The following is a 19988-nucleotide window of genomic DNA, read 5'->3' on the forward strand; positions in this document are numbered from 1 at the left end:
TTACTGACTAAACGCGGCGCTCTTGAGTCCATCGCGAGCAAGCTCGCTCCTACAGAATCCTTAACTGAACAGCATTACCCGGCAACCCGGGTTTTCTAGCGTGGATTTTCCGGTTTGTAGCCCAGGCGCAAACCGCCCCAATGCCTGCCCTTGAGCGTGATCGGCACCGAGAGATCGTGCATCAACTCTCCGGTATCACGTGTATAGGTTTGCAGCAGCACGGCCTTCTGATGGCTGCCACAGCGAATCCCGGTGCGATCAGCAAACTTGCGCTTGGTCCGGTTCTGCAGGGCATCGATCTGCGCGTCGCCCGTCAGCGCCTGACTGAACACACTGTTGTGGGTCGGCACATAACCCTGCTGGGTACAGGCGATGGCGAACACCAATCCTTCGTGGCGCGCTAACAACGGTTCCTGGATCGCCGGCAGAACCTGATCGGTGTAGCGGTCGAAGCGGGTCTGGTACTTGGCCGGGCTCGTATTGGGGATAGTCTGGTAATTGCGGTCGAACAAATCGTCGAGACTGATTCGACCGGCGTCGATATCCGCTTCGAAACGCGCTGCAATCTGGCTCGCGCCTTCCCGCGCCAGGTCATAGATCCGCTGGTGATAGTCATCCAGCCCCACCTCGGCAAGACGCTCGCTGATGGTTTCGGCCTGGCCTTCCATTTGTACCGCCGCATGGGCCAGACGCTGAGTCTGCTGGTCGCTGACCGCCAGGTCGCTGCGCATCTGTTCGATGGCGTGAAACAGGCTGTCGAGTTGTTCACGGTTGGTGTCCGCCCCGTGGGCGATTTCCCCGACCCGGGATTCGACACTGGCCGCCAGACGGGCAATGTTCTCCAGCTGCTGTCCCGTCCGTTCGACTTGCTCGACGCCGGTGTCCAGGTCGCTGGACAGTTGGCGGATCTGCTCCACCACCTGCGCAGTGCGTTGCTGGATATCGGCCACCATCTCGCCGACTTCGCCAGTGGCGGTCGCCGTGCGTGCGGCCAGCCCGCGAACCTCGTCGGCCACCACTGCAAACCCGCGACCGTGCTCCCCCGCCCGCGCCGCTTCTATCGCTGCGTTCAACGCCAACAGGTTGGTCTGGCTGGCGATAGATTGAATCACCTGGGTCACTCGCTGGATATCATCGCTGCGCAGGCTCAAGGCTTCGATCAGTTCGCGGCTGTTGCTGGCACGCTGGCTGAGCTGATGCATGCGCGCAATGGACTCGCTCAATTCCGTGCGCCCGGCCACCCCGCTTTGATGCGCCTCGCCGGCGGCACTCAGTGCCTGGCGACTGAGCGTCGAGGTGGCCTGTTCGGTGGTGATCATGACTTCGGCATTACTGACGATCTGTGCCGCCGCCGTGAGCTGCGATTGCAACTTGTCCGCCAACTGCCGAACCGAAAACGCGACACCGGCGGCCGACAGCGCGTTATGGCTGGTGGTGTAGGAAAGATCGCGAGTCAACTCGCCGATGGCATCGGGGTTGACGGGAATAGCAGCCTCCGGGGTAGCGCGCGAACGCAGGCGAGGCAGCCAGATAATCAATACGGCCAGGGGCAGGCCAAGGTAGAGCGACCCATCGCCCAGCGTGATGCCACATAACAACAGCATCATGGCAATGCTTTGCAGTGTCGGTGTCAGCCAGCGGTTTTTCGGCAAAAGCACTGGTGCAGGCATTGCCGCAACCAGAGATCCGTCCCTCGTCATCATCATCACCCCGGAAAGCTTCTAATTGTTGTCTTCGCATTAAGCGCCACTATAGGGCCATTATCCATGAGCCTTTAGTCGCGAACGTTGCAGCAGATCAATAGAAGAACCGGAAAATCGAGGACAGCAGAAAACAAAGATCGCAGCCTGCGACAGCGCCCTACTTCAATTGCGTAGGTGCTGCCGCAGGCTGCGATCTTTTCAAGGCAGCCCGGATCAAAGGGGCTGCCTCGCAGAATCAGGCCTGACGCTGGTGCTTGTCGATTTGCTCGTGGCGTTCTTGAGCTTCGATGCAGTACTTGGTGGTCGGGCTGATCAGCAGACGCTTGAGGCCAATCGGCTCGCCGCTGTCGTCGCACCAGCCGAAGCTGTCTTCCTTGATGCGTTCCAGTGCTTGTTCCAACTGAGGCAGCATGCGCTGGTCGCGATCGATCGCGTTCACCAGCCAGGTGCGCTCTTCTTCAACCGAAGCCGCGTCTGCCGGATCGGCCGGGGTGTCCAGGCTTTCGATCGCGATGCGGTTCTGTTCGATGCGCTCATGGGTTTCGACTTTCATGTTCTGCAACAGCTCTGAGAAAAAAGCATGTTGCTCGGCATTCATGTAGTCATCCGCCGGCATGGCCAGCAACTTGTCCTTTGTCATTGATATCTCTATAAAAAAACGTGCATTAAGGCGAATAAGGGAGCGTTCCGGCAGACCTGGGCAGGCCAGCGGAAAGGCGCCGTTTGTTCCAAGCGCCACCCGGCACTCAATTTACGAGGGGCGGCAGTCTACGGCCGACTTGAGGCCTCAGCAACTGAAAAGACAGCGAATTTGTCCGACAAAGCCCTGAAAATGCTCTATGGCTGGCTTTGAGGCGGTAATCGGAGTGCGTTTATAGCAAGAAATTCAATCGAGCGGCTGTATATAGAAGACAAACGGCTTCCACCGGGCAATTTTCACTGTCATTTGCAGGGCCGCGAACCTCAGCTAAGGTTGTCCCTCCCGAAATGGCCATATAAAGGAAAGGACCATGAAGCTGATCGGTATGCTCGACTCGCCCTACGTAAGGCGCGCCGCCATTTCTGCCAAATGCCTGGGAATCGCACTGGAACATCAATCGGTCTCGGTGTTCCGCCACTTCGAACAATTCCAGCAGATCAACCCGGTGGTGAAGGCGCCCACCCTGGTGCTGGATGACGGCGACGTGTTGATGGATTCGACACTGATCATCGACTACCTGGAAACCATGGCCGGCGCCACTCTGATGCCCGTCGAACCGAATCAGCGCCTGCGCGCATTGCGCCTGATTGGCCTGGCGCTGGCCGCCAGCGAAAAGTCCGTGCAGCTTTACTACGAGCGCAACCTGCGGCCGGCGGAAATTCAATTCGAACCTTGGGTGCAGCGGGTCGAAGGACAGCTGGTGGCGGCCTATTCGGCGCTGGAGCGGGAGCTGGAAAAGCAGCCTCTGAAGACTGACGGTTCGATCGAGCAGGATGGCATCACCCTTGCCGTGGCCTGGAGTTTTACCAACCTGGTGGTGCCGGATCAGGTGAATGCGGCGCAGTTTCCGCGGATCGCCGCGTTCACGAAGTATGCCGAGGGACTTGAGGTGTTTGTGGATACACCGATCGAATAGATAGACTCGCTTCGCCTGACCTGCCGTCTTCGCGAGCAAGCCCGCTCCCACAGGAAAACGCGATCACTGTGGGAGCGAGCTTGCTCGCGATGGCGCCGGGTCAGGCGACACATGCATTGTTTATTTGCGCTTATAGCTTTTATTGCCACTTGGGGTCAGGCAGTAAACGCCGCCTCTGGGCCCGGTACAAAACGAACCGGTGCCACAGGAGCAATCCTGCGGGTCCTGGACAAACGCTTGCGGTCGCGCCTGGCTTTTACCGCCAAACATTGCCGAGCAACTTTTTTTCGACCCGCTGATGGAGCCGTCATTACACAGGAACAGTTCGCCGTCACATCGATCGATTCCACCCTTCTTGCCGGAGCAGGGTGTATTGCCAGCCCAGGCAGATGAACTGAAAACACTGAACAGCAACAGACAAATCGGCAGCCAGCCACAGCGGATCGAATTACGCACAATGCAGCCCCCTATTGAAATTGTGGCTCAATGATATCAATGTTGCGAACAGCGACCCCAGCCAGATGAAAGTTAATTTATTAAGTTGCTGGCAATTCTTGGCAAAATGTCCGCAACTTCGTATTGAACTGCTTATCAGGCCAGCCCTATGACTCGCATCTTGACCATCGAAGACGACGCCGTGACCGCCCGGGAAATTGTCGCCGAACTGAGTAACCACGGCCTCGACGTCGACTGGGTCGACAATGGCCGCGAAGGGCTGGAGCGTGCGGTCAACGGCAACTATGACCTGATCACCCTCGACCGCATGTTGCCCGAGCTCGATGGCCTGGCGATCGTCACCACGCTGCGGACCATGGGCGTGGCCACGCCGATCCTGATGATCAGCGCACTGTCCGATGTCGATGAGCGCGTGCGCGGCTTGCGCGCTGGCGGCGACGACTACCTGACCAAACCCTTCGCCACCGATGAAATGGCCGCCCGGGTCGAAGTCCTGCTGCGCCGACAGAACACCGTGACCGCCCAGGCCACTACGCTGCGGGTGGCGGATCTGGAACTGAACCTGATCAGCCACGAAGCCAGCCGCGACGGCCAACTGCTGACGCTGTTGCCCACCGAATATAAGTTGCTGGAATTTCTGATGCGCAACACCGGGCAAATCCTGTCGCGGATGATGATTTTCGAAGAAGTCTGGGGTTACCACTTCGACCCCGGCACCAACCTGATCGACGTACACATCGGCCGTCTGCGCAAGAAGATCGACCCGCCTGGCAATGTCCCACTGATTCGGACCGTGCGAGGCTCGGGTTATGTCATTGCCGAACCCGTCTAAAGGCTGGCGCTCTTCCAGCAGTCGTCTGCTCGCGCTCTACAGTTCGCTGTTCGTGATCTGGAGCGGGATTCTCATGGGGGTCATGTACTACGAGGTTTCCGCTTACCTGGATAACCTGGCCAAGCATTCGCTGATGCAACGCCAGCACCTGTTTTCGCGCTTCTCCGGCGAGCAACTGGTGGACGCCCTCGCCGTCAGCATGACCTTCGACATCCGCGGCATCGACGCCTACGGCCTGTTCGATGCCCAACACCGTTACCTTAGCGGCGCCCTGCGCTACATTCCGGACGGCTTGCCGCTCGATGGCAAGATCCACATGCTCAACGACTGCGATGCCTCCGACGACTCCGACGACCAGACGCTGCCCGCCGACAGTTGCGACGCCGTGGCGACCCGCACCCTCGACGGCCGCTGGCTGGTGCTGGTACGTGACAACGGTTCGTTGTTTGCCGTGACCCGGATCATCCTGCACGCCTTGTTCTGGGGGGTGACCCTGACCATTGTGCCGGGCATCGTCGGCTGGTATTTGCTGCGGCGCCGTCCATTGCGACGCATTCGCGGGATTCAGGCCAGCGCCGAAGCCATCGTCGCCGGCGACCTGAGCCGGCGCTTGCCACTGTCCAATCGGCGTGACGAACTGGACATGCTCGCCGCCATCGTCAACGCCATGCTCGAACGCATCGAGCGCTTGATGAACGAGGTCAAGGGCGTGTGCGACAACATCGCCCATGACCTGCGCACGCCCCTGACCCGCCTGCGTGCGCAGCTTTACCGCATGCAGCAGCAGGCCGGCGAAGGCTCGCCGCAAGCGATGCAACTGGACCTGGTGCTGGCCGAGGCCGACACGCTGATGGCGCGTTTTCGCGGCTTACTGCGAATTTCCGAGCTGGAAGATCGCCAGCGCCGCTCCGGTTTCGTGCAACTGGACCCGGTACCGTTGCTGCAAGAACTGCATGAGTTCTATCTGCCCCTGGCGGAAGACGACGGCCTGGTTTTTCAACTGCATCTGCCCGCCTCCTTGCCACCCCTCAATGGCGACCGGGCACTGCTGTTCGAAGCCGTGGCGAACCTGCTGAGCAACTCGATCAAATTCACCCCGCCCGGTGGCGCGGTGATTTTGCGTGGCGTCAACGATGGCGGGCATACACGGATCGAAGTGCTCGACTCCGGCCCGGGCATTCCCGAGGCAGAACGTGAGGCGGTGTTCCAGCGTTTCTATCGTGCCGAGGCGGGCAATCAAAAAAGCGGCTTCGGGTTGGGGCTGTCCATCGTCGCGGCGATTGTCAGCCTGCACGGGTTTACGCTGGAGGTGGGCAACAGCGAACTCGGTGGCGCGCGGCTGGTGCTCGACTGTCGGCAGAGTTTGATTGCACCGACCTGATACGCACTCCAAAACAATGAGTGTCCAATGTAGGAGCGGGCTTGCTCGCGAATGCGGTTTCTCATCCAACAAATATGTTGTTTGACTCTCCGCTTTCGCGAGCAAGCCCGCTCCCACAGGTCATCAGCAAATTCTAGATTCCGCAGGGTTTGCTGCTTTACTGAAAAGACCCCAAAACCCACTGAGCCGCCACCATGAACCGCAACGACCTGCGCCGCGTGGACATGAACCTGTTGGTGATTTTCGAAACCCTGATGTTCGAGAAGAACCTGACCCGGGCCGGGGAAAAACTGTTCCTCGGCCAGCCCGCCGTCAGCGCGTCGCTGGCAAAGTTGCGTGATCTGTTCGACGACCCGTTTCTGGTACGCAACGGACGAACCTTGCCACCGTGCCGGATTACGCGGCCAGTGCGTTGATCGAAGGCAGCAGCCAATTGCGGGCGGACGATGCGCCGTTTGATATCAACCTGTCCGAACTGTCGATGGTCTGGAACGGAGTCAACGATAACGATCCGGCAGAACGCTGGTTGCGCTCGAAAATTGCACAGCACATGGCGGTTCCACTATCGGGGCGTTGACCGAGCGGAACAACGCCGGGGCGGACTCGCGCAGGTACACCGGCATGTCGGTCACCGGTGGCATGGCCGGAATCTCGAAGTACATCTGCACCACCCAGCCACGGTGATAGCTGGCGTGGTTGACCACGTGCATCAGCATCGCGCCGGCGCTCATGATGCCGCTTTCGCCCGAAACGAAGGTGAACTCCACGGACTTGTCCAGGGAGGCATCGGTTTGCCGGGCGCTCCAGTCGCAATACCAGCGATCGATCTCTTTTTGCGCCAAGCGCAGTTCGAACAGATCGGCATGCAGCAGGTCGTGCGAAGTCTTGAAGCCATGCCCTCGACCTTCAAGGTGCGCCCGCCAGATGCAATCCACCACGTAGACGTGATTGAGGGTGCCGATCATGTTTTTGAACACCGACACCCGTTCTTTTTTGACTTCGCCCGGAGGGAGCGCCGCGAGGCTGTCAAAGAGACGCTGATTGGCCCAACGTTTGTAATCGGCCAGCAGACAGGCAGTGCGTACGGTGATCATCAGAGTTCTCCGATGGCGATAGGCGCACTCCCCAGCATAGACCCGTTGGCCGACGGGCAGCACCAACACTGATCATCGGTCGTTCAGCAGCGCCACCACGCGGTCGACGGCGCCAGGGAACTCTCGGCGACCGCCACGCATCCTAAATTATGTGGTACTTCACTTATGCTTCATGCTGTCGGAGGACACCGTCATGCGCCGTCTGTTTATCATTTCATCCTTAGTACTTTGTTTGCCTTTCGGTTCGGCTCTGGCCAAAGTGGATGCCGAAGATGTCGCCACCTCGGCCGGGGTTTCCGCCTCGCTGTACTCAACGTTCAAAGACCACAAACTCATGATTCCCGCCCGGGATGACGCCTCCAGCTTCGTCGCCAGCGGCGGTGCGATTCGTGGTGCTTATCTGGAGGCGGTGCTGAAAAAAATCCGTCAGGACAATCCAGCCCTCAACAACGCAAGCGACGAAGACCTGGCCCGCGCCATCCTCGTTCAGGAAGGCGTTGCCACCGATCATTGAAGACCGTCATCGCCAGCGGTGGGGCTTGTGACACCGGGATAGCGTTTCCAGCCCTACCTGGCCTGCGTGCCAGTGGACAAGCGCGCCCACCCGGCCACGAGTTGCGCGTTGATACTCACCCCGCCGCACACCACGATTACCACGTCATGGGCGTCGGCAATCGCCGGGTGATCCAGGTAGGCAATCGCCAATGAAACCCCGCACGCCGGCTCGACCAACTGACGCAAATCATTGGCGTAACACACCACGCCCATGATCGCCTCATCATCACTGAGGACCACGCACTCATAAGGGAAATCGCCGATGTGCCTGACCGGCCAGGCGGCCACTTGCGCGGCGCCCAGGGAGGTGGCGACCGTGTCTATTTTCGGCAATTTGACCGGGTGCCCTGCCGCCACTGCCGCGGCGAACGACGCCGCGCCCTCGGTTTCGCAGGCAACGATGCGGCAATCGGTGTGCCGATGACGAATCAGGCCGGTGAGCAGCCCCGCCAGCAAGCCACCGCCGCCCACCGATGCCACCAACACATCCACTGGCGGGCAGTCGGCAAGGATTTCATCGACCATCGTGCTGTGCCCTTCCCACAACACCGGGTGGTCGAAGGCCGGCACGAATTCAGTGCGTGGGTCCTGGGCAAGTTCTCGTGCCCGTTGATTGGCTTCGTCCCAGACCTTGCCGTGCACGATCACCTCGGCGCCGGTCTTGCTGATCCGCGCCCGGGTGCTTTGCGGGGTGGTGTGCGGCACCACAATGCATGCCTTGAGCCCCAGGCATGCAGCGGCCATGGCCGTGGCCAGTCCCGCGTTACCGCCGGAGGGACAGACCACCTTGCGCTTGCCCTGCTGCGCCGCCCGGCTGCACAGCAACCCGATGCCGCGTATTTTGAACGAGCCGCCAGGTTGCAGGTTTTCCAGTTTCAGCCAGATACGGCGGGTCGGGGTCGACAGGCCGGGGTGCAGAATCAAAGGCGTTCGGATGTGAAGCATATCGATTCCTGTTACGCGCCACCGGCTCGCCGAACAGGTCGACGAGCCAGCGGTGAACGGTCCTCTCATGCAAGTTTAGTTCACCCGGTCCGGGGGACTGTCTCAGCGATAACGCGGCGCCGCTGTCGAGTTGCCAAACAACCCGGACAGCGTCTTGCGCTGGGCTTCGTAACGGTCCCACTGACTGCCATCGTGCAGGCCCGGAATGGTCACCACTTCGCCGGCCGCCAGGCCAATGAGCGCGGCATCGACCATGTCTTCGGCAGACATCACGATTTCTTTCGGCAGGTTTTCCACCGGATTGCCGGCCTCGCTCCAGAAATCGGTGGCGGTCGCCCCCGGCAACACCGCCTGGATGCGTACGCCTTTGTCTGCCAGTTCATGCTGCATCGACTGGCTCAGCGCCAGGACAAACGCCTTGGTCCCGCCATACACGCCGTTGAGGATTTCCGGGGCGATGGCGACGATGGAGGCGATATTGATCACGGTGCCGTTGCCCCGGGCGACGAAGCCCGGTACAGCCGCATAGGCCAGGCGCATCAACGCAGTCACGTTGAGGTTGATCATCGCTTCCATGTCGTCCACGGGACTTGCGAGCAGCGGCATGACGCCACCGACCCCGGCGTTGTTGACCAACAGGGTGATACTGGCGTCGCTGCGCAGGATCTGTTCGATCCGCAGCGAATCCGCCTTGTTTTTCAGGTCGGCGGCAACCACTTCCACGGTGCGCCCGGTTTCGTCGCTCAAATGGTTGGCCAGGGCATTGAGCCGGGCCTGGCTGCGGGCCACCAGAATCAGGTCATAACCCTGCCGGGCGAGGCGATCGGCATACACCGCGCCAATGCCCGAAGAAGCGCCGGTGATCAGTGCAGTGCCTTTGGATGAGAGAGCCATGGTGCAATTCCTCTAGGGTGAGGCGAGAGATTCGCCGGGTGCAGTCCGTTATAAAGGGACTTACGCCCGTCTCAAATGACGTTTAAAGTACGTTTTTCGGACACAACCGTTTGAGGACAGATCTATGATCAGCGTGGCGTTCGTGGTTTTCGAAGGTTTCCAGTCCATGGCGCTGGCCGCCATGCCCGTGTTCGAGTACGCCAATTTCAGTGCCGCAGAGGCGCTGTATGACGTGCGCGTGCTGTCCGAAAACGGACACAACCTGCGGGCCTCCGGCGGCTTGAGCGTCGGCACGGAGGCATTCGATGGGCGCGTATTCGACACAGTGATCGTGGTCGGTGGCGACTCAATCATCAATCAGGCACCCGAGGCCGTGCTGGATTACCTGCGGGCCAGCATCAACACGGCACGCCGTACGGCGTCGATCTGCTCCGGGGCGTTCGTCATGGCCCAGGCCGGTTTGCTCGACGGGCGGCGGGCCACCACCCACTGGGCCTACGCCCGGGAACTGCAAGCGCGGTTTCCGGCGATCAAGGTCGAAGCCGATCGCATCTATGTGATCGACGGTTCGATCTGGTCCTCCGCCGGCATGACAGCGGGTATCGACCTCGCATTGGCCATGGTCGAAAAAGACCACGGCGCCGAGTTGGCCCGGGCAGTGGCACAGAAACTGGTGATGTACCACCGCCGCGCTGGCGGCCAGTCGCAGCACTCGGCGCTGCTGGAGCTGGAGCCGAAATCCGATCGCATTCAAGCCGTGCTCGGCTACGCCCGGGAACACCTCGCGCAACCGCTTTCGGTGGAGCAACTGGCGCAAGTGGCCAACCTCAGCCCCCGGCAATTCAGCCGGGCGTTTCGTGCAGAAACCGGGCAATCGCCGGCCAAAGCCATCGAAAACCTGCGCCTGGAAGCGGCGCGACAGATGCTTGAACGCGGACGCCTGACCCTCGACCAGATCGCCCTGGAAACCGGGTTCAGTGATCGACGACGCATGCGTGAAACATTCCTGCGGGTGTTCGGGCAACCGCCACAGGTGATTCGGCGCAATGCGCGAGCGGAGATGTTCGTGTAGCAGCCGGCTTGTCGGCGATTGCCTCTGAAGGATGTGTTGAGTCTGGAAACGCTATCGCTGGCAAGCCAGCTCCTACAATGACAGGAGGCGTTACTGCGCGTGTGAGGTACTTATGAAAATTTCGGCCAAACTGGCGTTTTTCGCCATCGTCAGCACCCTCGCCTACCTCGCCCTGGCGATCTGGGGACTGGGTGGTTTCGCGGCTTATTTCAGCCACGGTTCTCTGGTCGTCGTTGCCCTGGCCACCCTGGTCATGGCCATTGCATCACTGTTCACCGAGGTCAACCTGAGTTCGGGGGAGCGCGAAGACCGGGCCAATCGCTGGGTCCTCCCGGCTTTCGGCGTGATCGGTGTGTTGAGCGGCTTTCTGCCGGCCTATACCGACCGCCTCGATTTCTGGACCTTCGGTGGTGAAGGCGTGCGCTGGCTCGGGGCGCTGCTGTTCATCGTGGGCGGCGCGCTGCGGTTGTGGCCGGTGTTTGTGCTGGGCAAGCGCTTCAGCGGGCTGGTGGCCATCCAGCCGGGGCATCAACTGGTCACCGAGGGGATTTACCGTAACCTGCGCAACCCCAGTTATCTGGGGATGATGGTCATCGCCGTGGGCTGGGCGCTGGCCTTTCGTTCGGGGGTTGGGTTGTTGCTGGCCGCATTGACCTTGATCCCGCTGATTGCCCGGATTCATTCAGAAGAGGCCTTGCTGAAAGCGCAGTTCGGCAGCGAATACGAGGCCTATTGCGCCCGCACCTGGCGGCTGATTCCCGGACTTTACTGACACACACATCCCCAGTAGGAGCGGGCTTGCCCGCGAAAGCGATTCTTCAGTCACATCGATACTGGATGTGCCGACGCCTTCGCGGGCAAGCCCGCTCCTACAGGGATTGCTGTTATTTACACAGATTTCAATCGAATCGACCCAGCGGCATCCACCTGAACCCGCACCGACTCATAACTTGCCAACGTCGCATGGGACGTCTTGATCGGCTGTTCATGGGTTGCCGTGACAATCATCAAATCCGCCCCCGCCGCCTCGGCCGCCAGAATTCCCACCGTGGCGTCTTCAAAAATCAGACACTGCGCAGGCTCGACGCCCAGGCGCCGGGCCGCGAGTTTGTACCCTGCAGGATCGGGCTTGCCCACCGTGACGTCCTCGGCAGTCACCAGCACCTCAGGCTGCGCAATCCCCGCCGCCGCCATCCGCCGCAACGCCAGTTCCCGTGGCGCGGAAGTGACGATGGCCCACTGATGAGCCGGCAGTGACTTGAGAAAATCCGCTGCGCCAGCCACTTCAAATACCCCGTCGACATCCTCGATTTCCGCTTCGGTAATCCAGGCGGCTTCGGCCTCGGCATCCACCCCGGGCAACCCCTGGCGCCTGATGGTGTCGATGGCACGGGTGCCGTGAATGGTCGGCAGGAAGGTTTCGACATCGACACCATGACGCACCGCCCAGGTTGTCCAGACCCGCTCGGCGGCGGCAATGGACGTCAGGACAGTGCCGTCCATGTCGAACAGAAAGGCACGGTAAGTCGAGTTGAAAACAGAGTGATCAGACAAGGAAAAGAACCTCGCAGGTGCCGCACGGATTTGCCCGGCAATGTAGCATCTGCGAGCGGTTCAGTTGAGTCTCCTGGACTTGAAGGCGCCGTCGACACAGTCCAGCAACGGACCGATGGCCCAGGGTTTCTTGATGAACGAAACGGCGTGCCGCACCCCGGAACTGGCCGGGGTTTCGAAACCGGACATGATCATGATCGGCTTGTCCGGCCAGCGATCACCGAACTGGTTGGCCAGGTCCGCACCATTGAGCGTGCCGGGCATGGAGATGTCCGTCAGCAGCAAGCCCACCTGCGGCGCATGCTGTTCCAGATAGATGGCTGCCGCGTCCGCACTGATATGCGGCTCGACGACAAAACCTTCCTCCTGAAGAATCTCACAGAGAAACTCCAGGATCAGCGGGTCGTCCTCGACCACCAGAATCAACTCGCCAGGAAGATCTCCGCCCGCTGTCGGTACTCGACTCATGACCGTGCCGCTCCCTGATTGCCTCAATGAATTCGCGGGTTCTAGTCCGCCACTTAAAGTTATGAGCAGCGGATTCGGCGGAAATTCATTTTTGATACAGCCAGGTGACCGGCATCAAGCGTCCTGCAGGATCAGGTCGGCCCCCTTCTCCGCCACCATCAGCACGGCGGCGTGGGTGTTGCCCGACGTCACGTTGGGGAAAATCGACGCATCGACGATGCGCAAACCGCCCAGCCCGTGGACCTTGAGGCGCTTGTCCACCACCGATTTGTGCTCGTCCGAGCCCATGGCGCAGGAGCCACACAGGTGGTAAATCGAGCCACTGTTTTCGCGGAAGTACTGCAACATCTGTTCGTCGGTTTCGACCACCGGTCCCGGCAACACTTCTTCGACGGTGATGCCCTTGAGCGCCGGTGCCTGCATGATCTTGCGCATCAGGCGACTGCCCTGGATCACTTCGTCGATGTCCTTCTGGGTGCTCAGGTAATTCGGGTCAATCAGCGCCGCATCCCGCGGGTTTTTCGAAGCGATTTCGATGTGCCCGCGACTGGTCGGCCGGCATGGGTTGAAGCACAGCAGGAAGCCTGAGTACGGCTCGGGCTTGAGACTGGCCTTGTTGTTTTTCGGGATCTGGTACGACAGCGGGTTGAAGTACAACTGCAAGTTCGGGTTGGTCTGCCGCTCGTCGCCACGGAAGAACCCGCCGGCCTGGTTGACGCTCATCGCCAGCGCGCCCTTGCGGGTGAACAGGTACTTCAGGCCCAGTTTGAACTGGCCGACCAGCGAACTGAGCTGATCGTTGAGTGTCGGGATGTTGGCCTTGTAGTAGTAACTGGCGCACAGGTGATCCTGCAGGTTCTGCCCCACCGCCGGCAGGTGCTTGACCAGCGGGATGTTGTGCCTGGCCAGCAGCGCCTGATCGGCCACGCCGGACAGTTGCAGAATCTTCGGTGTGTCCACGGCACCGGCGCAGAGGATCACTTCCTTGTTGGCCCTGAAGGTTCGCACCACGCCGTGCTGGGTGATGGAGATCCCGGTAGCACGTTGCCGGTCGTCAAACAGTACCCGGTCCACCAGGGCAAAATGCTCGACCGCAAGGTTCGGCCGGCTTAATGCCGGGTGCAAATGGGCGAAGCTGCTGGAGCAACGCTGGCCGTCGCGGGTGTTGACGTCGTAGATGCCCGCACCTTCGAATTTCGGCCCGTTGAAATCGTCGCTGATGGGGTAACCCAGTTCATCGCAACCCTTGAGAAACACATCGCAGATCGGATGGGTCTGGCCCTTCATCGGGGTGATGCTGATCGGGCCGCTGCCGCCGTGGTACTCGCTGTCACCCAGCGGGTGGTTTTCCAGTTTGCGGAAGTACGGCAGCACGTCCTTGAAACTCCAGCCGTCGTTGCCGTTGGCCGCCCAGTCATCGAAGTCATGGGCCTGGCCACGCACGTAGATCATCGCGTTGATCGAGCCCGAACCACCCTGCACCTTGCCGCGTGGGGCGTAGATCTCGCGGTTGTTCAACTGCTTTTGCGGGCGGCTGTAGTACATCCAGTTGAAGGTCGGGTTGTAATACATTTTGGCGAAGCCGACCGGGATCTTGAACCAGAAGGATGAGTCTTTCCCGCCCGCTTCCAGCAGCAGCACCGTGTGTTTCCCGGAAGCCGAGAGGCGATTGGCCAGAACGCAGCCTGCTGCGCCGGCGCCAGCGATGATGTAGTCGTATGTCATGCACGGTTACCGCGTAAGTCGTTGTACAAAAAAAGCCGGAATGGGTCACGCCCTGTAGGAGCGAGCTTGCTCGCGATGAACCTGAGAACACCGCGGGTTATCAGGCCCCCAGCGTTATCGTTGACGATCATCGCGAGCAAGCTCGCTCCTACAAAAATCTCCCGTCAGCCCCTGGCCGGCGAAGTGTCTTTGACGTCTGCCGGGGTCGGTGCCATTTGCAGGTGCAGGCGTGACCCGGTGTACGGCGAATGCTTGCGCACCACGTCCATGTTCAGCTCCACGCCAAGGCCCGGTTCGGTGGACGGGATGATGTAGCCGTCCTCCCACTGCAAGGGTTTGGTCAGGACTTCGGCATGGAAACCGCCCCAGGTCATGATGCTTTCCTGGATCAGGAAGTTCGGCGTGCAGGTCGCCAGCTGGAAACTCGCCGCCGCGCCAATCGGACCGTTGTAGAGATGCGGGGCGATCTGCGCGTAATAAGCTTCGGCCATGCTCGCAATCTTCTTCGCTTCCAGCAGGCCACCGCAGCGTGCGACGTTCATTTGCAGGATCGACGCACCGCCGGCCTGCAGCAGCTTGAAGAATTCGTACTTGGTGGTCAGGCGTTCACCGGTGGCAATCGGGATGCTGGTCTTGGCCGCGACTTGCGCCATCGCGTCTTCCTGGCCTGGCGGCACCGGTTCTTCGAACCACAGCGGGTCGTACTTCTCCAGGCGCTTGGCCAGACGGATCGCCGAGGACGGCACCATTTGCCCGTGGGTGCCGAACAGCAGGTCGCACTTGTCACCCACCGCTTCGCGGATCTTGCGGCAGAAGGTCTCGCAGCGCTCCAGCACTTCCAGAGAAATCTGGTGACCGGAATATGCGGTGTACGGGCCTGCCGGGTCGAACTTGACGGCGGTGAAGCCTTTGTTCATGTTTTCGATGGCGCACTCGGCGGCCAGGTCGGGGTCGTCGTAGTCGTACTCGCCCTTGCTGTTGACCGGGTACAGGTAGGTGTAGGAACGCAGCTTTTCGTGGACCTTGCCGCCGAGCAACTCGTACACCGGTTTGTTCGCGGCCTTGCCGATGATGTCCCAGCAAGCCATCTCCAGGCCGCTGACCACGCCCATCATGGTCAGGTCCGGGCGCTGGGTGAAGCCGCTCGAATAGGCCTGACGGAAAAAGCGTTCGATGTGGTGCGGGTCCTGGTTGAGCAGGTAGCGTTCGAACACGTCTTCGATGATCGGCAACATGGCCTTGGGGCCAAAGGTCGCGGCATAGATTTCGCCGACGCCTTCGATGCCGCAGTCAGTCTTGAGCTTGACGAACAGCCAGTACATCCCGCCGATGTGCGGTGGTGGAACGGCAACGATATGGGTTTCAAGGGCGACGATTTTCATCTCAGGCACCTGTCTTGTTCAAAGAAGTCGTGTTCAAGGATTTACGATTGATCCGTGCGCGCAGGGTCAGGGCCGCCAGGGTCCCGAGCAGGCCGACGAAAGCGATGTAGCCGAAATACAGCTTGTAGCCAAAGGCACCGGGGAAATGCTCGGTGAGGTAGCCGTTGATCAAGGGAATGAAGGCGTCCGGCAGGTAACCCACCACCGAGACAATGCCGATGGCCAGGCCGGTGATGCGCAGCGGGATGTTGCAGGTGTCGAGGATCGCCCAGTACAGCCCGCGAATGGCGTAAGTCATCAGGCCGATGAAAATCACCGTGCCGATCAGCAGGCCCAGGCTGTTGAGCGCCGGGAACACGATCAGGCCGATCATCGCCAGGGAAGCGAGGAACAACGCGACGACCAGTACCGAAATGTTGGAGAACTTGTCGCCGAGCCAGCCGCCGCCGATGCCGCCGATGGGGCGCATCCACAATTTGATGGTGGTGATGGTGCCGGCCATTACGGCAGTCATGCCGCCGCCCTGCAGGTAATCGGAGAAACTGTAAGTGGCCCAGAAGATGTGGTAACCGCAGAACACAATGGCGGTGACCAGCCACAGTTCAGGAATTTTCACCAAGGTGGTCAGGTCGCCGAGCAGGTTGAACTTGCCCTTCTCCACCGCCGCCGTGTCTTCCATCGACTTCGGATCCTTGATCAGCACCAGCACACAACCGATGGCGATACAGGTGAAGGAATACAGGTAGACCACGTGCTTGAAGCCTTCGGCCACCGACTCGCCGCGGGTTTCGGTGGCGAATGCGAACAGGCCCAGGGCAACCGTTGCCAGCAAGGCTTCCACCAGACCGCGACCACCGTCGAGGATGCCGAAGAAGCGGCCCTGCTCGGAGTGATGGGCAATCATCTTCACCCGCTTGAGTACCGAGGCCCAGAAGGTCAAACCGGTGGTCAGGCCCCAGCAACCGAAGATGATCATCAGGCCGGTCATCGACGGCGCGGTGGAGTACCACAGGCCAAGGGCGCCGGTAGCCACCAGCGAGAAGAAAATCAAAAAACGTGGTGCGATGCGATCCGCCAGCCAGCCGCTAGGCAGATACGACAACAGGAATATCGTGCCGAGCATCGAGTACAGATAACCCAGTTCACTGTGATTGATCTGGAACACTTCGAGCATGGTGGTCTGGTAGACCTGGCGCAGATACAGGATCGGGTAGATCGCACCGGCGGCGAGCACCAACAGCATCAGTTGGAAATAACGACTTCCCTTGTCACTGTGGCTTTTAAGACCCGCGTTCGAACCCTGAACAGCGGCAGCAGTGGATGCTTGCTTGGACATCGAGTAGACCTCTGGCGCCCGGTGGTCCGGGCGCTCGAATAATTGTTTTTATATATCTCGGGTGTACTCAGGCCAATGTGGGAGCGGGCTTGCTCGCGAAAGCGGTGGATCAGTCGGCATTGATGGAGGCTGACACTCCGCATTCGCGAGCAAGCCCGCTCCCACATAAGCGAGAGGGGTGCTCCGGGTAAATCAGTACTTCATCACCACCAGACGGGTCTGGGTGAATTCGAGCATGCCGTGCTTGCCGTCATCACCGCCCAGGCCCGAGCGTTTCCAGCCGGCGTGGAAACCTTGATACGGGTCGGCCGGGGTGCGATTGACGTACAGCTCGCCGGCCTCGATGGCGTTGGCGACTTTCTGCGCGGTGCGATAGTTCTCGGTGTACAGCACCGACGACAGGCCGAACTGGTGGTCGTTGGCCATGGCCAGGGCTTCGTCGATGTCGCGGTACTTGAGCACTGGCAGCACCGGGCCGAAGATTTCTTCCTGGATGATTTCCATGTCCTGGCGGCAGCCGCTGAGCAGGGTCGGCGGATAGAAATGGCCCTTGCCTTCAGGCAGCACGCCGCCGGTTTCCAGCACCGCGCCGTCGGCGATGGCGCGCTCGACCATGGCGTGGATGTTCTGCTGCGAACTGGCGTTGACCAATGGCCCCATCAGGCTGGCATCGGTGGCGCGGTCGCCGAATTTCACGGCACTGATTTTCTCTTTCAGCAAGCCGAGGAATTTGTCGTAGACGCTTTCCTGCACATAGACCCGCTCCACCGCCGTGCACAACTGGCCGCAGTGGGTGGTCTTGGAAGCGACGATGGCACTGGCGGCCGCTTCGAGGTCGGCATCGGCCTCGATGATCGCCGGGGTCTTGCCGCCCAGTTCCAGGGACGGCTTGGCGATATTGGCCTTGCAGTAATCGAGCACGATGCGCCCGGCGTTGACGCTGCCGGTCAGGGTGATCAGGCCCACGGCTTTATGGGTACAGACCACAGCGGCAGTGCCGTGGTCCATGGTCAGGATGTTCACCACGCCTGCTGGCAGGCCGGATTGCTGCACAGCCTTGGCGATTTCGAAGGCCGAGGTCGGCGTGTTGTTGCTCGGGCGCACCACCACGGTGTTGCCGGCGATCAGCGCCGGGGCGATTTTGCGCAGCAGGGTGTAGACCGGGTAGTTGAACGGAATCAGGCAGGCGACCACGCCAATCGGTTCGCGGTGCAGGAACAGGTTTTCGTTCGGCGAATCGCTGGGAATGATCTCGCCTTCGATCCGGCGCGCCCACTCTGCGTGATAGCGGGTGATCTGTGCCGCGTAGCGGGCTTCGTTGCTGGCGTCGGCCACGCTCTTGCCGGATTCGGCGGCGAGGGCCTCACCGATGTTGACCGCGCGGGCCTCGAGAGCATCAGCAAAGGCACGCAGGTGGTCAGCACGTTCGATGCTGGTGAGCTTGCCCCATACTTTTTGTGCTGCCTGGGCCGCTTCGACCGCCGCCGTGGCTTCATCGGCCGTGGCCGCCGAGACGTGGCCCACCAGCGCTTCGGTCGCCGGGTTGTAGACCGCGATCAACGCATCGCTGGCCGGTTCGATAAAGTGGCCGTTAACAAAGTTTCGCTCGAGTCGCATGTGAATCGCCCATCGTTGTTTTTTTCAATACCGCCAGTCTTGTCATGCAGACCGGGTTGAACAAACGATTTATTGAGCTGTGAAACATTCGAAAAATGCAGGTTACCCCGAAAACGACGCTATTCCCTGTGGGAGCGGGCTTGCTCGCGAAAGCGGTGGATCAGTGACAGAGTGGGTGTCTGACATTACGCCTTCGCGAGCAAGCCCGCTCCCACAAGGAGTTCAGCGGTGGCTAGACGGCCGCCGTCGAGGGTTCGAGTTGCCTTTGTGCCAACCAGACTTCCTCCTGCAACCACTGGCTGAACACCTGCAATTGCGGCATCTCGGTCTGCTCCGGCCGGGTCACCAGCCAGTAGGACTGGTGACCGTCGACGTGCACGTTCAGCACCTGGGTCAACTGCCCGCTGGCCAGCTCCGAGGCAACCATGTGCCAGTCGGCAATGGTAATTCCCAGGCCATCGGTGGCGGCCTGGATCGCCAGGTCCAGCAGGTCGAATTCATAACCGCCCTGGGTGTCGACACCGCTGATGCGCGCCGCGTCCAGCCAGTGTTTCCAGGTCAGGTAGCGCTGGTCTTCCCGGGCCAGCACATGCAGCAGCGTCAGGCGATTGAGGTCCAGGCCCTGCTCGCTCCACTCCCGCGCATACAAGGACGGTGCGCACACCGCGATATGCCGTTCCTGGATCAGCAGCGAACTGTCGAGCCCGTCCCATTCGCCATCGCCAAAACGGATCGCACAATCCAGTGTGCTGGTCTCCGCCAGGCTGTCCTGCAAGCGCGTGGTGATGCTCAATTCCAGTTCCGGATGCTGCTCGCGCAAGCGCCCCAGCCGCGGCATCAACCAGCGGCTGGTGAAGGTCGGCGGCGCGTTGATGTGCAGACGGTTGGAATGAGTTTTCTGCTGGATGCTGCGCACCGTCAGCTCGATCTTGTCGAACGACTGGTGCAGCGCCCGCAACAGTACCCGGCCAGCGCTGGTCAGGTCGAGGTGATGATGCCGCCGCTCCAGCAGGTTCTCGCCCAATTGTTCTTCGAGCTGACGCACCTGGCGGCTGACCGCGCTCTGGGTGACATTGAGCAATTCGGCGGCCCGGGTAAAGCTCCCGGTGCTGCCGGCCACTTCGAAGGCTTTGAGGGCATTCAGGCCGGGCATTTTGCGTTTCATGAAAGGCACTCGCGGAAGACTGACCAGGTCAAAAGCATCCCACGTCTTGTAGGAAATTTCCTGAGTAACATGCGATTTTGTGTTGCGTAGGACAATCCGGACATCACCGCGCACTGCTTTTCTGTGGGAGCGGGCTTGCTCGCGAAAGCGGTGTGCCAGTCAACATTGATGTAACTGACACACCGCTTTCGCG

19 protein-coding genes and 1 pseudogene are annotated in these 19988 nt (G+C 60.5%); 7 read left to right on the plus strand and 13 right to left on the minus strand.

The annotated features are described in order from the left end of the window. Positions 1-95 precede the first annotated feature (95 nt). Positions 96-1706: a methyl-accepting chemotaxis protein gene (locus tag AC07XF_RS27185; RefSeq protein WP_495028967.1), complete on the minus strand. Its 1611-nt coding sequence runs from the start codon at positions 1704-1706 to the stop codon at positions 96-98. Positions 1707-1938: 232 nt separating this feature from the next. Next, positions 1939-2343 carry a TraR/DksA family transcriptional regulator gene (locus AC07XF_RS27190; RefSeq protein WP_007935965.1) on the minus strand — a complete coding sequence of 135 codons (405 nt, stop codon included), beginning with the start codon at positions 2341-2343 and terminating at the stop codon, positions 1939-1941. Positions 2344-2713: 370 nt separating this feature from the next. Between AC07XF_RS27190 and AC07XF_RS27195 the strand changes: the two genes are divergently transcribed. Beyond that, positions 2714-3319, plus strand: coding sequence for a glutathione S-transferase (locus tag AC07XF_RS27195; RefSeq protein ID WP_495028968.1), 606 nt, complete (start codon positions 2714-2716; stop codon positions 3317-3319). Positions 3320-3439: 120 nt separating this feature from the next. On the opposite strand, the gene AC07XF_RS27200 is transcribed toward AC07XF_RS27195, so the two are convergent. After that, entirely contained in the window at positions 3440-3775 is a 336-nt protein-coding gene (locus AC07XF_RS27200) for a YdcA family protein (RefSeq protein ID WP_495028969.1), read from the minus strand. A 148-nt stretch (positions 3776-3923) separates the two neighbouring features. Between AC07XF_RS27200 and AC07XF_RS27205 the strand changes: the two genes are divergently transcribed. From AC07XF_RS27205 to AC07XF_RS27215, 3 genes and pseudogenes are all read left to right on the plus strand, one after another. Continuing rightward, entirely contained in the window at positions 3924-4607 is a 684-nt protein-coding gene (locus AC07XF_RS27205; RefSeq protein ID WP_495028970.1) for a response regulator transcription factor, read from the plus strand. Then, positions 4585-5988 carry a sensor histidine kinase gene (locus AC07XF_RS27210; protein WP_495028971.1) on the plus strand — a complete coding sequence of 468 codons (1404 nt, stop codon included), beginning with the start codon at positions 4585-4587 and terminating at the stop codon, positions 5986-5988. The genes AC07XF_RS27205 and AC07XF_RS27210 overlap by 23 nt, the downstream gene beginning before the upstream one ends. 194 nt (positions 5989-6182) lie before the next feature. After that, positions 6183-6377 (plus strand): annotated as a pseudogene (locus AC07XF_RS27215) (LysR family transcriptional regulator); the annotation flags it as partial. Between the two features lie 108 nt (positions 6378-6485). Here AC07XF_RS27215 and AC07XF_RS27220 read toward each other — a convergent pair. Next, positions 6486-7082 (minus strand): DinB family protein, encoded by a 597-nt coding sequence (locus AC07XF_RS27220; RefSeq protein WP_495028972.1) that lies wholly within the window; start codon positions 7080-7082, stop codon positions 6486-6488. 193 nt (positions 7083-7275) lie between these two features. Between AC07XF_RS27220 and AC07XF_RS27225 the strand changes: the two genes are divergently transcribed. Continuing rightward, positions 7276-7596: a DUF2388 domain-containing protein gene (locus AC07XF_RS27225; RefSeq protein WP_495028973.1), complete on the plus strand. Its 321-nt coding sequence runs from the start codon at positions 7276-7278 to the stop codon at positions 7594-7596. 53 nt (positions 7597-7649) lie between these two features. Here AC07XF_RS27225 and AC07XF_RS27230 read toward each other — a convergent pair whose 3' ends face one another. Then, positions 7650-8582 carry a pyridoxal-phosphate dependent enzyme gene (locus AC07XF_RS27230; protein WP_495028974.1) on the minus strand — a complete coding sequence of 311 codons (933 nt, stop codon included), beginning with the start codon at positions 8580-8582 and terminating at the stop codon, positions 7650-7652. Between the two features lie 102 nt (positions 8583-8684). Further along, positions 8685-9476 carry an SDR family NAD(P)-dependent oxidoreductase gene (locus AC07XF_RS27235; RefSeq protein WP_495028975.1) on the minus strand — a complete coding sequence of 264 codons (792 nt, stop codon included), beginning with the start codon at positions 9474-9476 and terminating at the stop codon, positions 8685-8687. A gap of 124 nt (positions 9477-9600) precedes the next feature. On the opposite strand from AC07XF_RS27235, the gene AC07XF_RS27240 reads away from it, so the two are divergent. Beyond that, the gene (locus AC07XF_RS27240) at positions 9601-10548 is read left to right on the plus strand and encodes a GlxA family transcriptional regulator (RefSeq protein WP_495028976.1); all 948 of its coding nucleotides are present in this window, start codon (positions 9601-9603) and stop codon (positions 10546-10548) included. 112 nt (positions 10549-10660) lie between these two features. Next, positions 10661-11320: a methyltransferase family protein gene (locus tag AC07XF_RS27245; RefSeq protein WP_495028977.1), complete on the plus strand. Its 660-nt coding sequence runs from the start codon at positions 10661-10663 to the stop codon at positions 11318-11320. Positions 11321-11436: 116 nt separating this feature from the next. On the opposite strand, the gene AC07XF_RS27250 is transcribed toward AC07XF_RS27245, so the two are convergent. The 7 genes from AC07XF_RS27250 to AC07XF_RS27280 form a co-directional block, all read right to left on the minus strand. Next, a complete protein-coding gene (locus AC07XF_RS27250; protein ID WP_495028978.1) occupies positions 11437-12102 on the minus strand; it encodes an HAD-IA family hydrolase in 666 nt (221 codons plus the stop codon). 60 nt (positions 12103-12162) lie between these two features. Continuing rightward, on the minus strand, positions 12163-12570 hold the full coding sequence (locus tag AC07XF_RS27255) for a response regulator (RefSeq protein WP_495028979.1): 408 nt from the start codon (positions 12568-12570) through the stop codon (positions 12163-12165). A gap of 114 nt (positions 12571-12684) precedes the next feature. Further along, positions 12685-14295: a GMC family oxidoreductase gene (locus AC07XF_RS27260; protein WP_495028980.1), complete on the minus strand. Its 1611-nt coding sequence runs from the start codon at positions 14293-14295 to the stop codon at positions 12685-12687. A 164-nt stretch (positions 14296-14459) separates the two neighbouring features. Then, a complete protein-coding gene (locus AC07XF_RS27265) occupies positions 14460-15677 on the minus strand; it encodes a mandelate racemase/muconate lactonizing enzyme family protein (protein ID WP_495028981.1) in 1218 nt (405 codons plus the stop codon). Position 15678: 1 nt separating this feature from the next. Beyond that, the gene (locus AC07XF_RS27270; protein WP_495028982.1) at positions 15679-17013 is read right to left on the minus strand and encodes an MFS transporter; all 1335 of its coding nucleotides are present in this window, start codon (positions 17011-17013) and stop codon (positions 15679-15681) included. 192 nt (positions 17014-17205) lie between these two features. Continuing rightward, a complete protein-coding gene (gene aldA / locus AC07XF_RS27275; RefSeq protein WP_495028983.1) occupies positions 17206-18630 on the minus strand; it encodes an aldehyde dehydrogenase in 1425 nt (474 codons plus the stop codon). A gap of 232 nt (positions 18631-18862) precedes the next feature. Next, complete coding sequence (locus AC07XF_RS27280; protein ID WP_495028984.1) at positions 18863-19795, minus strand: LysR substrate-binding domain-containing protein; 933 nt, start codon at positions 19793-19795, stop codon at positions 18863-18865. Positions 19796-19988: the final 193 nt, after the last annotated feature.

Source organism: Pseudomonas sp. GW821-FHT01C01 (assembly GCF_059422645.1).